The organism is Arthrobacter sp. MDB1-55 (genome assembly GCF_059092925.1).
Window position 1 is genome coordinate 632,958 of sequence record NZ_JBNHID010000002.1, and the last position, 21,605, is coordinate 654,562.

The following is a 21,605-nucleotide window of genomic DNA, read 5'->3' on the forward strand; positions in this document are numbered from 1 at the left end:
GGACCGGTGACGGGCGGCCTCACCAAGTAGCGGCTCAAGCGGGCATCTTCTCGATCGTGGAGATTGGGGTGCCCTCGATGCCCGGATCCCTCGTGCGTGGTGCCGCAGCAGGCATCGCCACGACCGGGGTGATGACAGCATTCCAGAAGCTGGTGGAGCCTGCGTGGCCAAAGGCCATCGCTGCCGTATTCATTACCGTCTATACCGTGATGTCCTATGTCACCAAGCAGTGCCACCCGGAACGCTGCGGCAGCTGTGCTGGGCGAACGCGATGCTGAAAGTGGAATCGACCCAGGCGTTGATCAGCTGACGTTGCGGTCACTCGAAACTGATTCGTCGGGGACTTTCGGATCCCGCGATAGTGTATCCATTCCAGCCCGGACCGACCTGATCGCGCGTCTGCCAGCTACCGTAGAGCATTCCGTAATGGTGAAGAATTCCATCGCTGGTCCGGGCCAGAAGGCCTGTTTGGGCAGATTCGGTGGGGCAATTGCAGATCATATGATCCCCTCCATATCCCGAAATCGCCACGACTGCATTCATAGCGCTCCAGCCCGTACCGACCGTCATCGGCCCGTGGGTGAAATTTCCGCTGCCGTCCGTCTTGTAGAGGTACAGCTTTCCCGTTATCGAGTCCTGGGCGATGATGTCGGCTCGGCCATCAGTTTCGAAATCAGCCAGGTGATGCGCCAGCGATCCCCCCCATCCGCGGCCCTCGACCACCCGGGCTGCCAGCCCCGCCCCGGACAGATTCGGGTAGTTGTACAGGAGGCCGGTCTCCAAATTCACGGCAACAATAGACGGATACTGATCCGTCTGCTTCCACTGGCCCACCTCGATGTCATATGAACCCCAGCCGGTTCCGATGATCGAGCGGGTGAAGCCGCCGGTGGGTATCCCGAGGTAAAGGTAAAGGTGCCCGTTGTGGCCGACCGCGACGATGTCCTGAATGCGGTCCTGGTTCCAATCTGCGGTCTTGAGATCCCGCATGGAATTCCAACCGGTACCGATCTGTCGGCGGTCCCCGATGAGGTCGTAGTTCCACAGCCGTCCGCTGGAATCGAATGCCACGAGGCTCGGGGAAGTAACGGACGGGGTGATTGTATGGGGCGTCGGTTCAGCGTGGGCCGGGAGAGCGGTCAAAGAGATGGAAAGGGTCAGGGCGGTCAACAATCCAGCCTGAATTTTGGACAGCAATTTCATAGAGAATTCCCCCGGAATCGTGAAGTGGATAGCGTCCATTATTCGGGACCAGTGTGATCTGCCAGCCGTCACCGCAGTACCGATTCAGTAACGCCGATATAGATTCGGTAACAAGCAGCGTCCGCCGGCCTTACATCCCTCACCGCACCCTTCGGGGTACCGGCTCAAGCGGACGATGTTCGGTGCGCAAAGTAAGAAGGTAGTAGCAGTTACGATCATCCGATGGGGACATATGAGGTAGTGACATCCGATCGAGTAACCACCATCGCGGCGCTATGCGCATTCTCGCTGATAACGGTCACTGGCTGCGGCGTAGGCGAACAAACTCAGAAGGCTGCGAGCCGCACACCGGGAGCCACGGAAGCAGCGACAGCTGGATCGGAAGTTGCTGTTGATTCGGCCGAGCCTACGGCGCAGCCCTTTGACCTGCAGTTGGACTCAGCAAGCATAATTCAGGCAGGCGACGGCGATTTCAGTACCTTGAACACGATCGGCTGGCCAGGCAACGACCTACAACCCGGTGACTACACCGTTCATGTTCAATGCCGTGGAACCGTAGCATTGACCTTCTCCTACTCGTCGGAAGCCCGCCAGGAGGGAATGTCGCACTTACCTTGTGGCGCGCCGCAGTCTTTCGACATCTCGGTCCCAGAGCTTGGCTACTTCGTGACACTCAGTGGGAATCCCGCCTCGACCGGCAACGTTGAGTACGTTTTCGCAGTGACGCAACAAGCTTCGTAGGCTCTCCACCTCACACCGGCAAGTACCTGCGAATGGATCGCTCTACGGACGCGAAGAGGTATGGGACTCGGCGTCGTGAATCCGCTTGTCGCCCTCGCAGTCAGGTCAATCTTGAACACTGAAACTTCCTTGGGGCCGGGGGGCATGCTGCGTGGCCCGGTGGATTGTTGTTGCCACCTTTCCTTCTACGATGCCGCGGCTTTTACTGTTCGGTTCCGAACTATCCTCCCCCATGCGACCCCCGCGGATGCTCCTGCAAGAAAACCTCCGAACCAGGCGTATCCGGCTGTATCCAATGCAAACCACACCGCGATGAACGACACGAGCACGACAGAACTCATCCACCGCCGGGACACACCAAAACGCACCAACACGGCCCCTGCCAGCAATCCGGCAATCAGGACTGCAACCTCTAGCGGTACCTGCTCCCTCGGCACAAACACCATCACTGAAATTGACGCCAACAACACCAGCCAGCTGAAGATCAACGCGCCCTTCCAAGGACGCCGAGGACCGCTTCTCATGAATTGCCAACTTCCAAAATTTGCTTCGTCAGCAACCAGGGCGGTTCCGAAAAGTAGGTCCGGCAAATCCGGCGGCGCCACCTGCACAAGCGTATAACCCCACAATATTCGTCTAATTGGAGTTGCACACTTCGCTCGAAGTCCGTTGCCTTCGATGCGGTCATCCAGGCGCGATCGGTCTCGGCTAGTTCTGGGCGAGCTTCTGCGGTCCTACTAATCCACTTAGCACCGCCCGTAAGCCGGTTGTTCCCTGCTGCGTAAGCCGAACCCTGACCGGGCGGAGAATGCCGGGTTAAGATGGCCGCGATTGGAATACTACAAAATTGGGGGACAAACTGGGCGAGAACACTGATCCGCCAATGTCTGAACCACAACCGCAGTACCCAGCTGACGGACTGACTGCACAACAGCCTGCGCCAGGCATGCGATATGACAAGGCAGCACCGCCCAGACCGCTACCGCTAGCCTCGGGAGGACGAATCACCGCCGGTATCCTCTCTATCGTGCTGGGTGTCTGGATGCTCTTCTGCTCGGGCTTAGTATTCGCGGACGCCTTTGAATCTTTCACGGACACCCGCATCGTTGCCGCCGTCGTCCTCCTCATCGCCCTGGCGACCTTGATTATGGGCATCACCTGCCTGTCCCTCCCAAGGGGAGGCCTGCGACTGACCTTGACGGTCGCCTGCGTTCTGGCCGTAGCAGTAGTAAGTTCGCTGCTGCTGTTGAACGTGTACGGATTGCTTCTCCTCATTCCCGCCCTGTTATTGGGACTTCCTGCGCTTCTGGTGATGCTGAACGATGCGCGTGATGCTTCATAGCGCGATCCCGGCATCCATCGCCCGGCATATCGTTCACCCCCCGAGGGGTTCTTAGATATGGCTGACGACCGACTGGCCCAAGGAAAAGGAAAATCACTATGGGTTGGTGGAACGACGAGGCTGCCAGATGCCGTTCTGATACCAATCACCCGCGTGCGATGCGATGGTCTCGTGAGGCGTCTCCCCAGCAATTGAGGTTGGGCACCTCCTCAGAGCGCCGTCAACGGCATGATCGCCGTCGCGCCACCCGCACCCCAACAAGTACCCCGATCAGGGCCCACGCTGCGCCCACACCAACACCTGAAAGCACGATCCAGAATGGAACCCTCAAAGGGTCATCAACGGCGTGTAGTTTCGGTGCGCTGTCACTCATGCTCAGGATCATGCCACACACCTCTCTTTCTTCGTAGGTGTTGGTGGGACGTCACTGCCAGACCACCGGCGAGAAGGGGTTGTTTAGAGCTGCGGAAGCCGAACGCTCCACCGCAACGTCTGCTTAGTCAGTGAAGCCCTACACCGGTGCTCGCACTGCAGCGAGCGATTGACCCGCCCGATGGTGGTATTGATCGGTACGGTGAGCGGCCCTTATTGCGACGGCGGATACCGGTGAGTTATGTGAGCGAACGTCACTTGCCCTTATCGGCTGGTGGGTCGATCTGGTCGAAGGCTGCCGAGAGTTCCTCGGCGCCGGGCAGGGCGTTTTGTTCCGCCGGCGCGGTAGGGATTCATAGGTGTAGGTGGAGACAGCCTTGGGGGAGTCCGAACGGCCGAGTGCGTACCGAACGGTGTGTTCATTTTTGCTGCCGCAGATCAGGATCCCCACCGTGTCGTTATGTGCGGGTCGTTTGAGCTGATCATCGACCAGGGCAACGTAGAAGTTCAGTTTCCCGCGTATTCGGGCTGGAACTTCCCCGTTCACCGACTGAGTCTAAGTGGAAACGAATTTGATCATGCCACTCAAGGGTGAAGCCTCGGGGCTTGACCATGGAGCCTCGCGCTTCGGCATAGGCAAAAACGACCGTTTCTGGCACCTTCATAGGAGGGCCCGTGATAAGCAGGGGCGCGCTAGTCACAATCTAAGTACGAAATTGGAACGGCTCTGAGGGCAGCCGGGGCGGGTAATGCCACTCTGCAACGAGTCTCAGATCGCGCGCAGGATGTACTTTGCGTCGAAGGTCTCTGACACGTATTGGGCTTCGACGATGTCGAAACCAGCACGATGGATCATGGGTTCGAGGAGCCATCGGAAAGTGGAGTGTTCGTCGCGGATGTGTTCTTCGAACTCATCCCGGCTCCATTCTCCGTCCACGTTGTCTCCTCCTTGAGAGCACCACGCCTCAATGCGCTCGGTGGCCTCCGACGGTTCGAAGTCGTAGACGACATCCCATAAGCGGCAGATTCCACCGGAGAGCATCACTGTCCGCATCCGTTGCAGTGCGATAGCTTTCCAGAAATCCGGAAGGTGGTGCAGCGCGTAGCGCGAGTAGACGAAATCCAACGCGCCGACAGGGTGGGTGTAGCTCAGAAATCCTGCGTTGACCAGGTTCACGTTCGTCAGGCCGTGATTCCTCAGTTTCTTCTGGAGGTACTCAAGCATTGGGGGTGAGACGTCCACCGCGGTCACCTGGGAGCAGTTCCGTGCAGCCTCAACGGTGAATTGCCCTGTGCCGGCTCCGAACTCAATGAGCGTCGAACGTTCCGTTAGACCCCAGGTCTTCAACAAGACGACTTCAGCTGCAGCGTCCGAGTCCATCTTTCCGTCGTATCGGGCGACATGCTCTAGGTCCAGGTTTTCACGACCGGCAAGAGGCACTTCGTTCGGGTACCAACTGGGAGACGACATGAGTGTCAGCATCTCACGGGTACTCGTCAGCCGCACCAGTTTGCATCCGGCCATCGACCGCTGAATGTGTTGCGCTTGAGTGCACCCATACGCACCACGCAGTACCAGCAAGTTTCACGATGCGTTAGGGCCGGTTTCCCGTCTTTCCAGGCGAGGACTTCCGGCTCACGTGATCATGCGTCGTTGTGCTTGTCTGCAGCGCCGTATTAGTTCTCTGCAGACAGGAGTTCATTCAGGATCGTTGCGTGGCGGACTAGGAAGGTCACTCGTCCAGCTTCTTTCGACGAAGCCACGCTGTGACCTCGCCATTTCGCTTGCTCGCGTTGCATGAGGCGCAGGCCGGAACCACATTCGCCAGCCAGCCTTTGCTTCCTGCGCTTCGCCATATCGCGCCCCAGCCGGAGGGACTTCGCAGCAGCGGTGAACTTGCGACCAGGAGACAGGTGTTCACCGTACTGCTCACCTGGGAGGAGCAGCCGCTTGCGATCCCCCAGACTTTCAACGCCGATGGGATGGCGGTTAAGGACATCTTCTCGGGTTCCATGGTCGTGGACCATGACAACTCCTCGGGCTTCGGTACAACCGAGAACCCGCCGCTAGATCTCATCATCTGTTGAAATGCGCAGCTGGCAGTGCCACATTGATTCTTCAAGGTACGACCTCAACACTCTGCAAACCGGAGGGCGCGGTGACGAAGAAGCACAAGGGCCGGACAGGCCCGAATAGCATCGGTGAGGGGCGGGCAGACAGAGTGTTCGATGGCACTCCGGTGCCAGATGCTGATATGCCCCTACTCCAAGATCCCCAGTGGCAACTCATACGGGAGCAGCGTGCCGCTTTCGAGCGAAGCCACAACTCTGGTTTTCTACCGTCACCGCAGCCTGGCGGTGGCCCACCTATTCGGAGCAATAGGGAGAAACTGGAGTGGATGAAGAAGTATGGTCCAGACCACGCTGGAGGCGAATGTCGACGCGCGACTCCCTTCGCGCCAGTCTTCATCGTGATCACAGCAGCGGGGGACCGCTTAGAAACCTGTGCTCACGACCCCGGGCACCCACGGAACGCGCCACTTCGCTGATGACGTCTTTACTTCTCAAGCCACTGACGGGCCTGATCTATGCAGCCTTCGGAGCGCTGCTTGCCTCATTGTGGTTCCGCGGTCTGGGCCATTGGGCACTCGCCATCGTGGTTCTTGTTGCCCTGACGGGTTGGGTTGTGCAATTCGCAGGCAACAAAAAATTACCGAATGACCCGGTTCAAGCGGTCCGTCTATTCGAAGCAAGGCCAGTACTGATCGGCGCGGTCACTGCCGGCGCCGCTGCCATCGTTTTCATTTTGGGAATCGAGCTTGCCGTTGAAGGAGCAGGTGAGAGCGATACCGGCCAAGTGAAGCAGACGAAAGAGGCTTTCAAGGGTATCGCTCAGACTCTCACAGCGGCTCTTGGCGCCTACATCACTGCGTTGACGGTTAAGGCCGAGGACGTGGACGCTGCGGTAGGTGAGTACGTGGAGAAGCGTTTCCAAGAGGTTTACCTGATAGATAAAGAGGCTACGATCGGGTCGCCGCCACGAAAGGAAGGAGGAGTTGTCCATTTCGCCCCGGACAGCCTTGGCGCTACTGCGCTCTACACGAAACTTGAGTTCGGGCTGTACGACTGGTCAAAGCCGAACCGGAAAAAGCGTGCCGAGAAGATAGCGGAGCACTTGGCGCCAAAGCCCCGGCTCTGAAGCGACGCGCTTCCGCCAGCGCAGCGGCGCGAACTGAAGCTCCCACTAGCCGGTATGAGACAGCCAGATGTTGCACTGCGGTACACCCATGCGCATCGTTGCAGAGCCGTCTAATCAGCGTCGCTTTAGGGTCCGTTCCCGTTTCTTTGCGGCAGATGTGTGCAGACGTCTATAGATCAGGATCAGGGATCAGATGATGGTGCGTCATCATCCGGGCTGACGTGCCAGTAGGCGGTGAAGTGAGCGCGGCGCTCTCTTTCTCGGGCAGCGGTGAAGTCAGTGTCGAATGGTGCGCCGATCTCCGGGCCTTCCCAGCTGCGGACTGCTTCCGCGGAGTGAGTTTGTGCCCACGCAAGGAGTCGATCTGTCACCTGCTGCCTGAGTTCGTCGACGATCGTTTTTATGGTGCTCAGGAGGTGGGCGAAGCGTTTGGCTATCACCAACGAAATTTCAATACCCTTCATTAGGCCCAGTCGAAATCTCTAACGGCCACCGCGGGCGAGCACTGTTCTGAGACCGGCTGCTGGCATCCGGTCCAGCCGGAGAAAGCCGGCACTCCAGCACCTCCTCGCTTCATTGGCGGGGAAGCGTTATGCCTGTGATAAACGGGACCTCCACTATCTGGTGCGCAATCGACTGAGGTGCACTGCTTCCGGTCATCCTGCCGAATCGCGCATTCGGTGCTCACAGGTCTGGCAGATCGAAGGACCGCTCGAAAACGATCCGGCCAGCGCATCATCGTCCTGTCCGACTGGAGCGAACCCACTCCCCCGGAACTAAGTGCAGGCAAGACGGAAAGCGCTCATTTAGCCGGTCGCACTCGAGCTCGACCAGCGCATCGCCGCTGCCGATAGAATCGTTATGTCAACCCGAAGGGCATGACGCGCCGCACGTGCAGGCTGAACGTCGAGACAAGATGACCGCGACCACGCGTAGCGCCCTATGGGGCACGGTGAGGAATTCTTCCGCCAATTTCAGGCGCAGCGATGACTTTCGTGAAGTCGATCCGTCTATCAAGTATTGAACGACTAATCGGTCGAAACACGTACAAGCGTCAGGAGCGCTCACCATGGCTGCACCTCTCATCTACATCAACTTTCCCGGAACCGCCGAGGAAGCTCTGAGTTTCTACAGGGACGTTTTCGGGGGCGACTTGTCACTGCACTCCTATGAGGACTTCGGCAGGACCGATGGCCCACCGAGCGCTGTGGCGCACGGCGTCCTCGACGGCGTGGTCGCCCTGGCTGGCTCAGACGCTGCTACCGGAGAGCAGCCGGTACGGGTGGAAGGCCTCACCCTTTCGCTGCTGGGTACAGCTGAACCGGCAGTTCTGCATCAATGGTTCGACAAGTTGTGTGTCGGTGGAACAGCTGTCGACCCCTTGGTGCAACGGCCCTGGGATGGCTCAGACGGGCAGGTCACGGACCGATATGGCCTCCGCTGGCTCATCGGATACGAGTCAAAAGCGTGAATGATGACTTACTACTGACTCAGCTGGTGAAGGAACGAACCCACGTACTAAGAGCCGTCACCGGCATATCAGAAACCGCGATGGGTCGGTCTCTGGTCCCGTCTGGCTGGACGATGACACGGATGTTGAACCACCTCGCGTTCGACGACGAGCTGTTTTGGATCTCCGCCGTTCTCGGCGGTAAAACGAGGGCGATCGCCGCTCTTCACAATGGCTGGGCGTCCGAGCCCATGACAGGTGCAGAAGCCATCAAGATGTACCAGCATGAAATTGCGGCCAGCGACGAGGTCCTCGCTCGGACAGACCTGAACGAGCCTCCGCGCTGGTGGCCTCCGGCCAGCGAATTCAGCGCACCGCCCATGTCCACCGGCCGAGAGGTTCTGTTCCGCGTACTCATCGAGACATCCACCCATGCCGGTCACCTCGATATCGTGCGTGAGCTAAGCGACGGGCATCAGAACCTCGTCGTGGAATGACACAGATAGTTACGAGCGGCCGGCGATGATCGCCCTCGCCGGCGACGTCGAGGGCCGCCGGATCCTTGACGCGGGGTGCGGCTCCGGACCCCTGTCCGCGGCGCTGGCCGCGAAAGGCGCTACCGTGACCGGCTTCGACTCCAGTTCCGCCATGCTGGATCTGGCACGACAGCGTTTGGGCCCGACGGCGGACCTGCGCCTGGCCGATCTCAGCAAGCCGCTTCCTTTCGCTGATGATTCCTTCGACGATGTTGTCTCATCCTTGGTCCTGCACTATTTGGAGGACTGGTCAACACCACTAGCTGAGCTAAGGCGTGTGCTGAAGCCGGGGGCCGTTTGATCCTGTCGGTCAACCACCCCACGGTCAGCGTGATCACCCAACCCGACGAAGACTACTTCGCCATCCGGCAGTATTCGGAGGACTACGAATTCAATGGCCAGCCCGCGGTCCTGACCTTCTGGCACCGGCCACTGCACGCGATGATTAATGCCTTCACATCGGCGGGATACCGCATAGTCACCGTGAGCGAACCACCGCCATCCCCAGGCACTCCCCATGAACTCCTGCCACCGCGCATCCTCACCGGCGAGAAGACAGCCTTCTTGTCCTTCATCTTCTTCGTCCTCAAGACCGATTGTAAGGGCGTGTAGACGGACGAGGCTGTCGGACGTCAGAGATCCGCCAGTGCTGAGGCGGGGCTCTCGATGGCGTCCGCGACGTGCCGGAGGAAACCGCCCGCAGTTCCGCCGTCGCACACGCGGTGGTCGAAGACGAGCGTAAGCTCAACCATTTTGCGGATTGCGAGTTCGCCGTCGACCACCCAGGGTCGGTCGATGATGCGGCCGACACCGAGGATAGCGACCTCGGGGTAGTTGATGATGGCCGCTGATCCGTCCACGCCGAATACTCCGTAGTTGTTCAGCGTGAAAGTGCCGCTGCCCAGCTCAGCGGGAGTGGCCTTCCCTTGCCGGGCGACGCTGCTGAGGCGACGGATCTCGGCATCGAGCTGGCGGGCGCTGAGACGATCGGCGTTACGGATGGACGGAACCACAAGACCACGCTCTGTCTGGGCGGCGAAACCGAGATTGACCCCGTCGAAGCCGATGATCTCCGCCTCCTCGTTCTCCGCCGAGTAACGGGTGTTCAGCTCCGGATACTTCTTCAGACCCGAGAGAACGAAGCGGGCGATGAAAGCGAGCAGCCCCGGCGTGTTCTCCGGGTCCCGCTTCTTCAGATCGGCGCGGAGTTCCACCAATGCGGTGGCATCCACATCCACCCAGACCGTGGCTTCCGGAATGTCCCGGCGGCTTCTGGTCATATTTGCAGCCACTGCCTTGCGCACACCCTTGACCGGAGTCCGTGAAGACACGTCAAGACCGGTCCTTGAGTCCAGATCCGCTGAGCCGCCAGCCGACGCGGGCGTGGTGCTCTCCGAGGCGGGCTGGTCCTGCGAGCTTCGCACGACGGGCGCGTGCGGCGTGGAGAGGGCTGATTCGACGTCACGGCGGGTGATGAGGCCGGCGGGCCCGGTTCCGTGGAGGGAACCAAGGTCGACGCCGTTGTCCTTCGCGATCCGCCGAACAAGTGGGGAGCTGACAGCCATGCGCTTCCCTTCGCCAGGCGAGACCGTCGTCGTCGTGCTGGCGTTGGCACCGGCGCTGGCGGGTGCGCCGGACCCGGCCCTGCGCGCCCGGCTCCGGCGTGCCTGGCTGTGGCCGCCGGGGGTGCCGTATCCGATCAGGACGTTGCCGGAACCGGCCTTCTCCTCTTCCCGGTAGGCCGTTGCTGCAGCATCGGCTGCCGGTGTGGCGCTCTCATCGGCGAGCGGCTTGCTGGCTGCGGCACCGGGAGCTGTCACGGAAATGAGCGGCTTGCCGACGTCGAGAGTCTGCCCGGGCTCTCCGTGGAGAACTGCCACTGTGCCCGCATAGGGCGACGGCACCTCGACCATGGACTTGGCCGTTTCCACCTCGGCGATCGGCTGATCGACTCTGATTTCATCACCAACGGAGACGAGCCACGTGACCAGTTCGGCTTCGGTCAGACCTTCGCCGAGGTCGGGGAGGAGGAATACGTTCGTTTCGTTCATGATTAGTCGTCCCACTGAAGGTCGTCGACGGCGTCGAGGATACGATCCACGCTGGGCAGGTAGTAGTGCTCAAGTTTTGGCGCGGGGTAGGGGATATCGAAGCCCGTCACCCGCCGGATCGGAGCCGCCAGATGGTGGAAACAGTTCTCCTGAACCCGGGCCACGATTTCCGAGGCTACGGACGCGAAGCCATGGGCTTCGGCGATGACGACGGCGCGTCCCGTCTTCCGGACGGACTCGTTCACCGTCGTGTCATCGAAGGGAACGATGGAGCGGACGTCGATGACCTCCAGGGAGCGGCCTTCCTCCGCGGCCGCGGCAGCTGCGGCTAACGCCGTCGGTACGGACGGCCCGTAGGCGATGAGGGTGGCGTCGGTGCCGGTTCGGGCAACGGCAGCCCGTCCCTCGCTGGCGACGCCGGCTGCCCGATTGGCAACATGTTGTTCGCGCAATGCTTCCAGGTCCACCAGGTCCTTGGACCAGTACAGTTTCTTGGGTTCCATGAAGACCACGGGGTCATCGGAATCGATCGCCTCGCGGAGCATCCGGTAGCCGTCAGCGGCAGTGGCCGGCGCATACACCTTCAGTCCGGCCGTATGCGCATAGTAGGCCTCGGAGGAGTCACAGTGGTGCTCGACGCCGCCGATGCCTCCGGCGTAGGGGATGCGGATCACGATGGGCAGTTTGACCGCTCCCCGGGTGCGGTTATGCATCTTGGCGACGTGGCTGGCGATCTGCTCGAATGCAGGGTACGCGAAGGCGTCGAACTGCATTTCAATGACCGGCCGCATGCCGTTCATGGCCATGCCCACTGCCATGCCGACGATGCCGGACTCCGCCAGCGGCGTGTCGAAACACCTCTGTTCCCCGAAAGTCTTGGTTAGACCATCGGTGATGCGGAAGACGCCGCCCAGCAGCCCGACATCCTCGCCGAACACAATGACGGCGTCGTTCTCCTGCATGGCGTCGGACATGGCCGTATTGAGCGCCTTGGCGAGGGTGACGGACTCAGGCCCTTTACTGGATTCGGCGGCTTTGGCGGCAGCCGTGGCGGTTGCGGCACTGACGTTGCCGTTTGCCTCGGAGGAAGTGGTGATCGTGGGGCTCATTCTGCGGCCTCTTCCCTGGAGAGCTCATCGGCGAGCAAGGCTGACTGTTCCTTGAGCTGCGGGGTGGGGGTGGAAAACACGTACTTGAAGAGGTTCTGGGGGTCCACCGGGACGTCTTTGCCGAGTCCTTCACGGAGCTGGCCAGCAACTCCTTCAGCCCTATCTGTTATCCGAGCTTCCACTTGCTCAGTCAGCACACCTTTTTCGGTGAGATAGGTCTTCATCCGTGTCAAGGGATCCTTGGCCTGCCATTCGGCGACTTCACTGTCCTGGCGGTAGCGGGTGGCGTCGTCGGCATTGGTATGGGCCTGCATGCGGTAGGTGTGCGCCTCAACGAGAAGCGGCCCCGACCCTTCGCGGGCGAGTTTCACCGCACGGCCCAATACGGCGAGCAGAGCGACGAGGTCGTTGCCGTCGACGCGTTCACCTGCCATCCCGTAGCCCACTGCCTTGTGTGCCAGCGATGGAGCAACGGACTGATGCGCGAGGGGGACGGAGATGGCGTACTTGTTGTTCTGTACGAAGAAGATGACGGGGAGCCTGAAGACAGCCGCGAAGTTCAGGGCTTCATGAAAATCGCCCTCGCTGGTGGCTCCGTCGCCGCACATGGCCAGGACGACCGTTTCCTCGCCGCGCAGCTTGGCCGCGTGGGCTACACCCACAGCGTGCAGAAGCTGTGTTGTCAGCGGCGTCGACTGGATTCCGACGTTGCGCTCATAGGGGTCATACCCTCCGTGCCAGTCACCGCGGAAGATGGTCATGACCTTCACGGGATCAACCCCGCGGGTCATGACTGCAACGGAGTCCCGGTACGTCGGGAACATCCAGTCGCCCTCTGCGAGACACAGTGCTGCCGCAACCTGGCAGGCCTCCTGGCCGTGGCTGGACGGGTACACAGCCATGCGTCCCTGACGAACCAGGGCTGAGTTCTGGTCGTTGACCCGCCGTCCGATGACCAGTTCCTCATAGGCAGCCAGCAGTGCTTCATCGTCCGGAAGCGGGTACTCATGTCCGGGCTGGGTTCCCTGATCGCCGGCGGGCACCAGTTTGCCGTCAGGACTCACCATCTGGATCGGATGGCGTGCGGGGAGGAGGTAATCCTCGACCGTGATGCCGAACTTCCGCACTGATTCAGCGATGGGATCTGCGGTGGGTGCGTTGGCTTCCCCTTGGGGATGAGCGGAGATCGTCATTGTTCCGTCCTTGCTGGATCACTATTTCCAACAATTATCCGCTCGGGGCCACCTCTTGGACAGCTTTCCCGAGCAAGCGCGGAACTTTAGTTACACATCCAACGGTTCAGTGGACAAATTGCCAGTGTGACCCGCATTACTCAGCAGCGAGTAGACGGATGGAAACCACTGGGCGGGCGCAGGCCTACCGATTATCCAAATCTTCGAAGATCAGGAAGGTCTGCGTGTCCAGGACACCTGACATCGACTGCAGCTGGTCGAAAATGATGCGGCGCAGGTCGGCGTTGTCCGTCCCGCGGACCAGCAGGATCACGTCGAAATCCCCGCCGACCAGCGCAATGTGCTCCACCTCGGGAAGCGCACGCAGAGCCTCCTTGAGCTCCCGCCAAGAGCGCTGTTCCACTTTCAGCGTCACGTAGGCCGAGGACTTGCGCCCTACCTTGATCGGGTCCACCAGTGCTGTGAACTTCCTGAGCACACCGTCATTCGTGAGGCGGCTGATCCTCGTGTAGGCGTGGGCGCGGGAGATGTGGACATTCTCAGCAACCTGGCTGACGGACATGCGGCCGTCCCGGGTTAGTTCAGCGAGGATCTCGCGATCGATGCGATCCAGTTCCGTGGAGACGGGCGCTCGCGTTTCCTTCTCGTCGGCCACGCCCGTGCTCCTTCGCTACGCGATCCGGATATCAACTATCAGTACTCGAGCCCCCACTATATGTGGCCTGCACGTCTCTGAAGTAGGCGAAGAGTCTCCGCCAAGCGCCTGCTCGAAGACCTTCTGCTTAACCCTCACGCATCTATGGAGAGCAGCAGTGTCACCCTGTCGCCGTCGTCAATTCCCTCGTCCCTACGGACGAAGTCCTTGATCGGCACGATGTAGCCGCCGTTCTTCGGGAACATGGCGGTGGTCCAGGTGGTGCCGCCGATGGTTACCGCCGCCGGGATCATTCCCCAGCCGTAGCTGACCACCTTGGACACCGCCCGGACCTCCACGCACTGCTCCTCCGGCACCGTTACAAAATGGAACGGTGCCGGGCCCCGCCAATACCAGATGTCACCCTCGAAGGTCAGCTGCACGGGGCCAGCATATTCCGGTGCGCCCTCGGGTGTTAGGTCAGCCGCCCATCCAGAGCGTGATGGGTCCACGGGCGAAATAAACAAGGAACCCCGCGGCCACCACCCACAGGAGCGGATGGATCTTGCGGGCCTTGCCCGAAGCCGCTCGGATGATGACCCAGCTGATGAAGCCCGCTCCGATGCCGTTCGCGATCGAGTAGGTCAACGGCATGGTCACGATGGTCAGGAATGCAGGCAGCGCGATCGAAAAGTTCCGGAAGTCGATCTCGCGGATCTGCGCCACCATCATCGCGCCGACGACGACGAGTGCTGCCGCAGCTACCTCCAACGGAACCACCGCAGTCAGCGGAGTGAAAAACATGGCCGCCAGGAAGAGCCCGCCGGTCACCACGGATGCGAGGCCCGTGCGTGCACCCTCGCCGATGCCGGCGGCTGAATCGATGAACACCGTATTGGACGAGGCGGATGTTCCACCGCCGGCAACCGCGCCGACGCCTTCAATCACAAGTGCGGATTTCAGGCGGGGGAAGTTGCCCTGCTTGTTGGTCAGACCTGCCTGCTTCGCGAGCCCCGTCATGGTGCCCATGGCGTCGAAGAAATTCGTGAAGACGAGCGTAAACACCAGCATGGTGGCGGCGAGAGCGCCGATGCGGTCGAACGCCCCGAAGAGGTCGAATGCTCCCACCAGACTGAAGTCCGGCAGCGACACGATGTTCGAGGGGATCACCGGAGCGTTGAGGTGCCAGCCGGTGGGATTGTCGGGCCCGCCCGCGCCGAGGCGCATGGACATCTCGACAATGATCGCGATGACGGTGGTCACCACAATGCCGATGAGCAGTCCACCCTGAATCTTGCGAGCGATCAGGATGCCCATGGTCACCAAGCCGATGATGAAAACGAGCGTCGGCACGGTGGTGATGGAGCCGCCGTCGCCCATTTGAACCGGCGGACCGCCGGCCGTGCGGGTGACGAAACCGGAATCCACGAAGCCGATGAAGGCAATGAACAGCCCGATTCCGACGGTGATCGCCGCCTTGAGCTGCCGTGGTACAGCGTTGAAGATCGCTGTCCGCGCGCCGGTCACGGCCAGCAGCACGATCAGCAGGCCGTTGATGACCACGAGGCCCATCGCTTCGGCCCAGGTGACGTCACCCACGACGGAAACGGCGAGGAAGGAGTTGATTCCCAAGCCCGCAGCGATGCCGAATGGGAGGTTGGCCACGATCCCGAAGATGATGGTCATGACTCCCGCGGTCAGCCCCGTCACGGCGGCGACCTGGCTGGCTTGAAGCCAGCCCCCCTCGACATCGAGTGCGGCGGCGTCGGGACTGAAGCCGCCCAGGATCAACGGATTCAGGATGACGATGTAAGCCATGGTGAAGAACGTGACGAAGCCGCCGCGGACTTCCCGGCCCTTGGTCGAACCGCGTTCGGTGATCTTGAAGAACTTGTCGACTGGGCTGAGGGGTGCGGGCTGTAGGGGTTGCGCCGGACGCGTGCCGGAGGGCTCAGGATGGCTGCCGGGTTCGATGAGGATGGCCATGGCCTGCTCCTAGTAGTCCACCCGCGCGGCGAGTGTGCTCCACGCTTCGAAGGGTGCGGTGGCGATGACCTGGGCCGATGACGTCAGGTCGTAGTGGCGGACCGGCATGGACCGGTTCTCCACAGGGGTGGCGAAGTAGTCGTAGAAGACTGCATCATCGAAGCCCGCTTTGGCGGCGTCGTTCCGGTCGGCAGCGAAGACGACGGCGTCTACGCGCGCCCAGAGGGCGGCCGACAGGCAGAGGGGGCACGGCTCGCAACTCGTGTAGAGGGTGCTGCCGGAGAGGTCGAAGGTTTCGAGGGATGCGCACGCATTGCGGATGGCCATGACCTCGGCGTGCGCAGTTGGGTCATTGTTGGCGGTGACCCTGTTGACGCCGTCGAACGTCTTGCCGTCCAGAGTCACGATGAGCGCACCGAACGGGCCGCCCGAGTTGTGTACGTTGTCTGTTGCCAGAGAGATGGCTCTGGAGAGGAACTGCTCTTCTTTGGTGGTGGTAGTCACGGAGATACTCCCGAACGTGGGGCAGCAATCGCTCGCGTCTACGGGCGCCAACAAAGGGAGCGGTGTCATGCGACCAGACTGCTGCGGTATGGGATTTGCAGGTCCACCTGGTAGATAGCTCCAAGAGAAGGAGCCCGCCGTTGGCTTCGTTATCCGACGTTAGCAGTGCGGTGTGACTTACACCATACCTTTCGTGAAATAACTTTCTCATTCAGCGGAAAACTTTTGCTCGACGCGAGGCTTCTCCAGTCACAATCCGACACGACATGCCCGGCGCTTCCCGGGCTCCCCGGCATTGGGAGAGTGCGCTGTCAAAATCGTGGGGGAAGCATAGCTATTTGGAGGTCCACACACATGAGTGCCCAAGACAACACCGCCGGTCGCCTGAAGGCCATTGTCCAGATCCTCGCCGAGCAGCCTGGAGCCGCAGTAAAGGGTGCAGATGTGCTGGCTACGGCTGTTGCGCGCGTGCCGCTCAGCGAGTGGGAGAGCGAAGTCCTCAGCGGCGGCGTCGCCCGCGGCGTGAAGCGGCTCTCGGCTGCGACGGCATCCCTCGTCAAGGAGGGATACATCGTCAAGGGCCGCACCGGCTGGACCATTACCGAGGAAGGCTCGCGCTACGCTACCGCGCCCGACGCCGTCGCACTGGCGGGCAACTTCGGCCACCGCCTGGGTGCCGAGGACTGGGCACCCGCCGAGGAGCAGGTGCAGATGGCCTACAGCCCCGTCTCACAGCGCTGGGAACTGACCGCACAGCTGCCTGCCGGCACCTACGAATACAAGGTCGCCATTGACCGTTCGTGGGAAGAGAACTACGGCGCGTTCGGCGTGCGTAACGGCGCAAACCACGTACTCCAGCACGACGGCGGTGTGGTCACCTTCCGCTATGACCACCGCTCGAAGGACGTCGAAGCAACGGTCCTCGTCGGCGCCCTGGTCTAGCCCTTCACGCTACTTTTCCTCACCCTGAGGTTCCCTGACCGGGTTCTCTCTGCCCAGTTCGTCCCAGTGCCCTGAGTCGTCGGCGGCGTCTTCCGGATTGTCCCCGGGACCGTCGCCTCCCACGTAGGCCGCCGGGACGGCGCCGGCAGCGTGCGTTCCCTGTTCTTCGCGAATGTTGGCTGCGCGCCCTGCCTCTGGCGTGGGTTCGATGACCGCCTCGCGGGGATCGTCGTCGTGCGTGTGGGTGCTCTCGGTGCTGTCGGTCATGCATGCGATCCTTTCATCATCGTTGCGACCGGCGCCAGCGTAGCGTTGTTCGTACCTGCGCATTTCACCCGCATCCGGAGGAGAGTTGTCATGTCTGTATTGCCCACGGCTGAGCTGCATCTGCACATCGAGGGAACGCTGGAGCCGGAACTGATCTTCGCGCTCGCGGACCGTAACGGCATTGAGCTGCCCTACGCGGACGTGGAGGCGTTGCGACTGCAGTACCGGTTCACGGATCTGCAATCATTCCTGGACCTGTACTACAGCAACATGGCGGTACTTCGGACGGAGCGGGACTTCGCCGACATGACTCGGGCCTACCTGACTCGTGCCGCCGCGGCGGGCATCCGGCACGCTGAGATCATGATGGACCCGCAGGCGCACCTGTCCCGGGGGATATCGCTTGCCACCTGCGTGAACGGGGTTGCGTCGGCCCTGGCTCACAGCGAGGAAGAGTTCGGGATCAGCACCGAACTGATCTCTGCCTTCCTGCGTGATGAGCCCGCCGAGGAGGCGCTCGCAGTCCTTGAGGAGCTGCTGGCGATGAACGCGCCCATCATCGGTATTGGGCTCGATTCGGCGGAGGTGGGGCATCCGCCGAGCAAGTTCACCGGCGTCTTTGAACGAGCGCACGAAGCCGGGCTGAAGTGCATCGCCCACGCCGGAGAAGAAGGACCCCCGGAGTACATCTGGGAGGCGCTCGATGTGTTGAAGGTTTCCAGGATCGACCACGGTATTCGCTGCATGGAGGACGAGGAGTTGGTGGAGCGGCTTGCTGCCGAGCAGACACCGCTTACCGTCTGCCCGTTCTCAAACGTGCGGCTGCGGGCGGTCGACACCCTCGCCGACCACCCGTTGCCGCGCATGCTGGAACGTGGGCTGAATGTGTCGGTGAACTCCGACGACCCGGCGTACTTTGGCGGTTATGTGGATGACAACTTCGCCGAACTCCGCCCCCTTTTTGGGCTTACTGACAACCAGCTGAGGCAGCTCGCCGAGAATTCCGTGCGGTCCGCCTTCGTCACCGATGCACGCCGCAGGGAGCTCCTTGCCGAGATAGCGGCCTGGCACTCCGGCCGGTAACGGCCCGTTCCGAACCCCTCAGGCAAGCACGTCCTTGGTGCTGAACCGGCCGTACGCCAGGGCGCCGAACACCACAATATAGCCGGCTTGCAGCAGCGCGTTGGCGACGAAGGAGTCCCACACAATCGGATCACGCAGCAGGTCGGCGAACCCGAGCCAGTACTGGGTCAGCAGCCAGGGGTGAATCCATTCCAGCTGCGGGAGTTGCCCCATCACCTGGCTGACCACTGAGGCCACCACGGTTGCGGCCATGGCTCCCACCGGAACGTCGGTCAGGGTCGACATGAAGAGCCCGACGGCGCACAATCCCAGCAGGGACAGCGTCACGTAGAGGCATACCAGGGCGATCCGGAGCAGCGCCTCGGGCGGGTCTATGGTCGTTCCCGACAACAGGGTCACCGGTCCGATAGGAAACAGCAGCGCGCCCATGATGGTGCCCACCACCGCGACGGTGAATGTGGCTGCAAGACAGAAGACGACGGCGCCCACATACTTCACCACGAGAAACCGGCCTCGTGCCACGGGAGACATGAGCAGATAGCGCAGCGTACCCGTGCTTGCCTCCCCGGCGACGGTATCTCCGGCGACCACCCCGACGGTGAGCGGCAGGAACAGCGGAATGGCGACGATGGTCGCGACGACGGCGACGAACAGTCCGTTCTGGCTCACCTGGTCGAGGAACGCCGGACCCCGCCCGCGGGGCGGACCGGAGGACAGCTTCACCGCGACGGCAATGAGCACGGGAATGGCGGCAAGCGCGGCGAGCAAAGCCCAGGTGCGCCGGCGGCGGAAGAGGACGGAAAGTTCGGACCCGAGGAACCGCCACCCCGCCGACTTCCTGACGGGGGCAACCGTCTCCCTGGTGACGGTGACTTCACTGGACAACGTCGAACCCCTCCCCGGTGAGCGCAACAAACAGGTCTTCGAGGCCGGCCTGGTCCACGGTGAAGCCGTTCACCCGGACATTCGCTTCGACGAGGCTCCGAACCACCCGGTCCGGAGCCAGTCCTGCCGGAAGCGGCGCGGTGACGCTGTGTGCTCCGGAGGGGGCGCCGTCGTCGTCGGGGGTGGTTCCCAACCGGCGGAGGACGGCGTGAGTCTCCGGCACATCCGGGGTGACCACGCGAAGGCGGGGCTCACCGGAGCGCCGTAACTCGTCGAGGCTGCCCTGCGCCACAAGGGAACCGGCGCTGAGCACTGCAGCGTGCGAGCAGATCTGCTCCACCTCCGTGAGCAGATGGCTGGAGACGAACACCGTAGTGCCCTCCTCCGTCAGCGAGCGGACGAGATGACGGACTTCGCGCGTGCCCTGGGGGTCGAGGCCGTTGGTGGGCTCGTCGAGCACGATGAGTTCGCGGTGGGTCAGAAGGGCGTTCGCAATCCCCAGGCGCTGCTTCATGCCCAGGGAATACCGGCCGACCTTCTTGTTCGCGGCCTGCGCGAGGCCGACGCGTTCCAGTGCTCGGTCAACCCGCTGGCGCCGTGTGGAGGGGGAGACGTAGCGGTCCGCGGCGTCGAGCCGGAGCAGGTTCGCGGTCCCGGAGAGGAACGGGTAGAAGCCCGGGCCCTCCACTAGCGCACCGATCCGGGGCAGCACGTTCTGAGTGGCACGGGGTATGGATTCACCCAGAACCTTGACGTCCCCGGAGGTCGCCGAAGCCAGGCCGAGGAGGATCCGGATGGTGGTGGTCTTCCCCGAACCGTTGGGGCCAAGAAATCCGAATACGGAACCGCGAGGCACAGCGAGGTCAATCCCGTTGACCACGTTTCGTCCGCCCAACCGCTTGGTCAGGCCCGCTGTCTCGATGACGAGGTCCCCGGCCCCGCTCACTGTCCGGCGGCTACTGCCTGCAGGCGTTCAGCCGTGACGGAGCCGGCGAGGATGTGGCCGTCGTCGGTGATCAGGACGTTCACCAGCGTCGTGGAGAGGAGCTGACCGCCCTCGACCGGCGTGCTGAGCTGCGTCAGTTCCGGTGGCAGCTCCTGCTGGCCGGCAGGAATAACGACGACGGCGTCCCAGCCTTCGCCGACCACGGTCGGTTTCTCTGCCGCATTCTTATCGACGTGGTCACGCTCGTGGTCGCGTTTGTGGTCGCCCTGGTGCTCACCGGGTTGGATCTCGGTGACGGTCGCTCCGGCCGGCGGAGTGAAGGCGAAGAGGTCGGCGGCCGGTTCCTCGTAACTGATCTCCGTGAATACGGAGCTGAATGCGGGATCGCTGCTGCCGGCGGCCGCGACAGTGACGCCCAGCGGGAGGCCGGTTTCGCCGTCGACCGCGATGGTTACGGACCCGAGCAGTGTCTCTGTGGAACGCGGCGTGAGGATCAGGTCATATACCGGGCGCCCTGCGACCATGCGGTCGGAGCCGACGGTGACTTCCGTGGATGCATCGATCTTCTCGAGGAAGTGGGTAGCGATGTCATCCGGGGCTTGCATTTCGCCGTCGGGCTTTTGACGGTCCTCGAGGGTGGCGTGGATGGCCTCGTTCTCGTCCGAGTTGTAGTACCAGAGGTCGGCACCGTTACGGATGACGTTGCGTTCCTCAAGTTGGTCGAGCACCTGCAGGCGGGCCTGGTCGGGTGCGTTGACGAACACCTGGGCCGTATGGGAGCCGGTGAGAAGTTCCAGGGCGGCGCTCTCCGGTGAGGGCTCGCCGTCGTCGTTGTTTTGACCACCGGGTGGACCACCGGGTGCGGTGAGTCCCGCGAGGTCGGGGAGGCCGAGGTTGGAGGCCTGTTCCACCGTGCCGGAAAATGCGTCGACGTCCTTTTCCTGCACCAGGGCGAGAACTTCGGCGGCCGTTTTGTCGGGGAGGTCAACGGCTGCGTTGGCGGTGAACGGGGCAACGAGGGCCGCTGCACCAACCGCCCCGGCTGCTACGGCTGCCGGAGTCCACTGACGCCATGATTTTCGGCCTGTACGAGTCATCACGAACTTCCTCGTTCTGGTGGTGTAGCTGAGAACGGATCCTGTGCGTCACGGTACACCTGCAA

26 protein-coding genes are annotated in these 21,605 nt (G+C 61.9%); 10 read left to right on the forward strand and 16 right to left on the reverse strand.

Translation table 11 applies throughout. The features are described 5' to 3' along the window. Window positions 1–34 precede the first annotated feature (34 nt). Window positions 35–193 carry a hypothetical protein gene (locus tag AC5RU3_RS10280; protein WP_309072292.1) on the reverse strand — a complete coding sequence of 53 codons (159 nt, stop codon included), beginning with the start codon at window positions 191–193 and terminating at the stop codon, window positions 35–37. A gap of 125 nt (window positions 194–318) precedes the next feature. Next, complete coding sequence (locus AC5RU3_RS10285) at window positions 319–1,203, reverse strand: hypothetical protein (RefSeq protein ID WP_309072291.1); 885 nt, start codon at window positions 1,201–1,203, stop codon at window positions 319–321. 222 nt (window positions 1,204–1,425) lie between these two features. Between AC5RU3_RS10285 and AC5RU3_RS10290 the strand changes: the two genes are divergently transcribed. Together AC5RU3_RS10290 and AC5RU3_RS10295 are read left to right on the forward strand one after the other, a co-directional pair. Continuing rightward, a complete protein-coding gene (locus AC5RU3_RS10290; protein ID WP_493965444.1) occupies window positions 1,426–1,944 on the forward strand; it encodes a hypothetical protein in 519 nt (172 codons plus the stop codon). A 1,027-nt stretch (window positions 1,945–2,971) separates the two neighbouring features. Continuing rightward, entirely contained in the window at window positions 2,972–3,286 is a 315-nt protein-coding gene (locus AC5RU3_RS10295; protein ID WP_493965445.1) for a hypothetical protein, read from the forward strand. Between the two features lie 511 nt (window positions 3,287–3,797). Here AC5RU3_RS10295 and AC5RU3_RS10300 read toward each other — a convergent pair. Then, entirely contained in the window at window positions 3,798–4,205 is a 408-nt protein-coding gene (locus tag AC5RU3_RS10300) for a PDDEXK nuclease domain-containing protein (protein ID WP_493965446.1), read from the reverse strand. Between the two features lie 222 nt (window positions 4,206–4,427). Further along, complete coding sequence (locus AC5RU3_RS10305; RefSeq protein WP_493965447.1) at window positions 4,428–5,129, reverse strand: class I SAM-dependent methyltransferase; 702 nt, start codon at window positions 5,127–5,129, stop codon at window positions 4,428–4,430. A 296-nt stretch (window positions 5,130–5,425) separates the two neighbouring features. Here AC5RU3_RS10305 and AC5RU3_RS10310 point away from each other — a divergent pair, with 296 nt between their 5' ends. Both AC5RU3_RS10310 and AC5RU3_RS10315 read left to right on the forward strand, forming a co-directional pair. After that, the gene (locus tag AC5RU3_RS10310; RefSeq protein ID WP_493965448.1) at window positions 5,426–5,746 is read left to right on the forward strand and encodes a hypothetical protein; all 321 of its coding nucleotides are present in this window, start codon (window positions 5,426–5,428) and stop codon (window positions 5,744–5,746) included. 568 nt (window positions 5,747–6,314) lie between these two features. Continuing rightward, entirely contained in the window at window positions 6,315–6,857 is a 543-nt protein-coding gene (locus AC5RU3_RS10315) for a hypothetical protein (RefSeq protein ID WP_493965449.1), read from the forward strand. Between the two features lie 182 nt (window positions 6,858–7,039). Here the strand turns inward: AC5RU3_RS10315 and AC5RU3_RS10320 are convergent, their stop codons facing one another. Continuing rightward, window positions 7,040–7,321, reverse strand: a complete 282-nt coding sequence (locus AC5RU3_RS10320) for a hypothetical protein (RefSeq protein WP_493965450.1) — start codon at window positions 7,319–7,321, stop codon at window positions 7,040–7,042. 605 nt (window positions 7,322–7,926) lie between these two features. On the opposite strand from AC5RU3_RS10320, the gene AC5RU3_RS10325 reads away from it, so the two are divergent. From AC5RU3_RS10325 to AC5RU3_RS10340, 4 genes are read left to right on the forward strand one after another with little or no spacing between them, the layout of a single operon-like run. Continuing rightward, a complete protein-coding gene (locus tag AC5RU3_RS10325) occupies window positions 7,927–8,328 on the forward strand; it encodes a VOC family protein (protein WP_493965451.1) in 402 nt (133 codons plus the stop codon). Further along, window positions 8,325–8,804 (forward strand): mycothiol transferase, encoded by a 480-nt coding sequence (locus AC5RU3_RS10330; protein WP_493965452.1) that lies wholly within the window; start codon window positions 8,325–8,327, stop codon window positions 8,802–8,804. Before AC5RU3_RS10325 ends, AC5RU3_RS10330 begins: the two co-directional genes overlap by 4 nt. Before the next feature lie 25 nt (window positions 8,805–8,829). Continuing rightward, a complete protein-coding gene (locus AC5RU3_RS10335) occupies window positions 8,830–9,144 on the forward strand; it encodes a class I SAM-dependent methyltransferase (protein ID WP_493965453.1) in 315 nt (104 codons plus the stop codon). Window positions 9,145–9,173: 29 nt separating this feature from the next. Further along, window positions 9,174–9,455: a hypothetical protein gene (locus tag AC5RU3_RS10340; protein WP_493965454.1), complete on the forward strand. Its 282-nt coding sequence runs from the start codon at window positions 9,174–9,176 to the stop codon at window positions 9,453–9,455. A 20-nt stretch (window positions 9,456–9,475) separates the two neighbouring features. Here AC5RU3_RS10340 and AC5RU3_RS10345 read toward each other — a convergent pair whose 3' ends face one another. From AC5RU3_RS10345 to AC5RU3_RS10375, 7 genes are all read right to left on the reverse strand, one after another. Beyond that, window positions 9,476–10,894, reverse strand: coding sequence for a dihydrolipoamide acetyltransferase family protein (locus AC5RU3_RS10345; RefSeq protein ID WP_493965455.1), 1,419 nt, complete (start codon window positions 10,892–10,894; stop codon window positions 9,476–9,478). A 2-nt stretch (window positions 10,895–10,896) separates the two neighbouring features. After that, entirely contained in the window at window positions 10,897–12,003 is a 1,107-nt protein-coding gene (locus AC5RU3_RS10350; protein ID WP_493965456.1) for an alpha-ketoacid dehydrogenase subunit beta, read from the reverse strand. Continuing rightward, on the reverse strand, window positions 12,000–13,196 hold the full coding sequence (locus AC5RU3_RS10355; RefSeq protein WP_493965457.1) for a thiamine pyrophosphate-dependent dehydrogenase E1 component subunit alpha: 1,197 nt from the start codon (window positions 13,194–13,196) through the stop codon (window positions 12,000–12,002). Before AC5RU3_RS10355 ends, AC5RU3_RS10350 begins: the two co-directional genes overlap by 4 nt. Before the next feature lie 184 nt (window positions 13,197–13,380). Further along, window positions 13,381–13,851 (reverse strand): Lrp/AsnC family transcriptional regulator, encoded by a 471-nt coding sequence (locus AC5RU3_RS10360; protein ID WP_309070903.1) that lies wholly within the window; start codon window positions 13,849–13,851, stop codon window positions 13,381–13,383. 134 nt (window positions 13,852–13,985) lie between these two features. After that, window positions 13,986–14,273 carry a DUF1905 domain-containing protein gene (locus tag AC5RU3_RS10365; RefSeq protein WP_309070902.1) on the reverse strand — a complete coding sequence of 96 codons (288 nt, stop codon included), beginning with the start codon at window positions 14,271–14,273 and terminating at the stop codon, window positions 13,986–13,988. Between the two features lie 37 nt (window positions 14,274–14,310). After that, window positions 14,311–15,816 carry an NCS2 family permease gene (locus AC5RU3_RS10370; protein ID WP_309070901.1) on the reverse strand — a complete coding sequence of 502 codons (1,506 nt, stop codon included), beginning with the start codon at window positions 15,814–15,816 and terminating at the stop codon, window positions 14,311–14,313. Between the two features lie 9 nt (window positions 15,817–15,825). After that, window positions 15,826–16,320: a nucleoside deaminase gene (locus AC5RU3_RS10375; protein ID WP_309070900.1), complete on the reverse strand. Its 495-nt coding sequence runs from the start codon at window positions 16,318–16,320 to the stop codon at window positions 15,826–15,828. Between the two features lie 354 nt (window positions 16,321–16,674). Between AC5RU3_RS10375 and AC5RU3_RS10380 the strand changes: the two genes are divergently transcribed. Next, window positions 16,675–17,262, forward strand: a complete 588-nt coding sequence (locus AC5RU3_RS10380; protein WP_493965458.1) for a pullulanase X25 domain-containing protein — start codon at window positions 16,675–16,677, stop codon at window positions 17,260–17,262. A gap of 9 nt (window positions 17,263–17,271) precedes the next feature. On the opposite strand, the gene AC5RU3_RS10385 is transcribed toward AC5RU3_RS10380, so the two are convergent. Next, window positions 17,272–17,529, reverse strand: coding sequence for a hypothetical protein (locus AC5RU3_RS10385; protein WP_309070899.1), 258 nt, complete (start codon window positions 17,527–17,529; stop codon window positions 17,272–17,274). A 90-nt stretch (window positions 17,530–17,619) separates the two neighbouring features. Between AC5RU3_RS10385 and AC5RU3_RS10390 the strand changes: the two genes are divergently transcribed. Then, window positions 17,620–18,612, forward strand: coding sequence for an adenosine deaminase (locus AC5RU3_RS10390; RefSeq protein WP_309070898.1), 993 nt, complete (start codon window positions 17,620–17,622; stop codon window positions 18,610–18,612). An 18-nt stretch (window positions 18,613–18,630) separates the two neighbouring features. Here the strand turns inward: AC5RU3_RS10390 and AC5RU3_RS10395 are convergent, their stop codons facing one another. Genes AC5RU3_RS10395 through AC5RU3_RS10405 form a run of 3 tightly spaced genes read right to left on the reverse strand, consistent with a single transcriptional unit; the run spans window position 18,631 to window position 21,540 of the window. Beyond that, window positions 18,631–19,497 carry an ABC transporter permease gene (locus AC5RU3_RS10395; RefSeq protein ID WP_309070897.1) on the reverse strand — a complete coding sequence of 289 codons (867 nt, stop codon included), beginning with the start codon at window positions 19,495–19,497 and terminating at the stop codon, window positions 18,631–18,633. Then, entirely contained in the window at window positions 19,487–20,443 is a 957-nt protein-coding gene (locus AC5RU3_RS10400) for an ABC transporter ATP-binding protein (RefSeq protein WP_493965459.1), read from the reverse strand. Before AC5RU3_RS10400 ends, AC5RU3_RS10395 begins: the two co-directional genes overlap by 11 nt. Further along, on the reverse strand, window positions 20,440–21,540 hold the full coding sequence (locus tag AC5RU3_RS10405) for a LolA family protein (RefSeq protein ID WP_493965460.1): 1,101 nt from the start codon (window positions 21,538–21,540) through the stop codon (window positions 20,440–20,442). Before AC5RU3_RS10405 ends, AC5RU3_RS10400 begins: the two co-directional genes overlap by 4 nt. Between the last annotated feature and the right edge of the window lie 65 nt (window positions 21,541–21,605).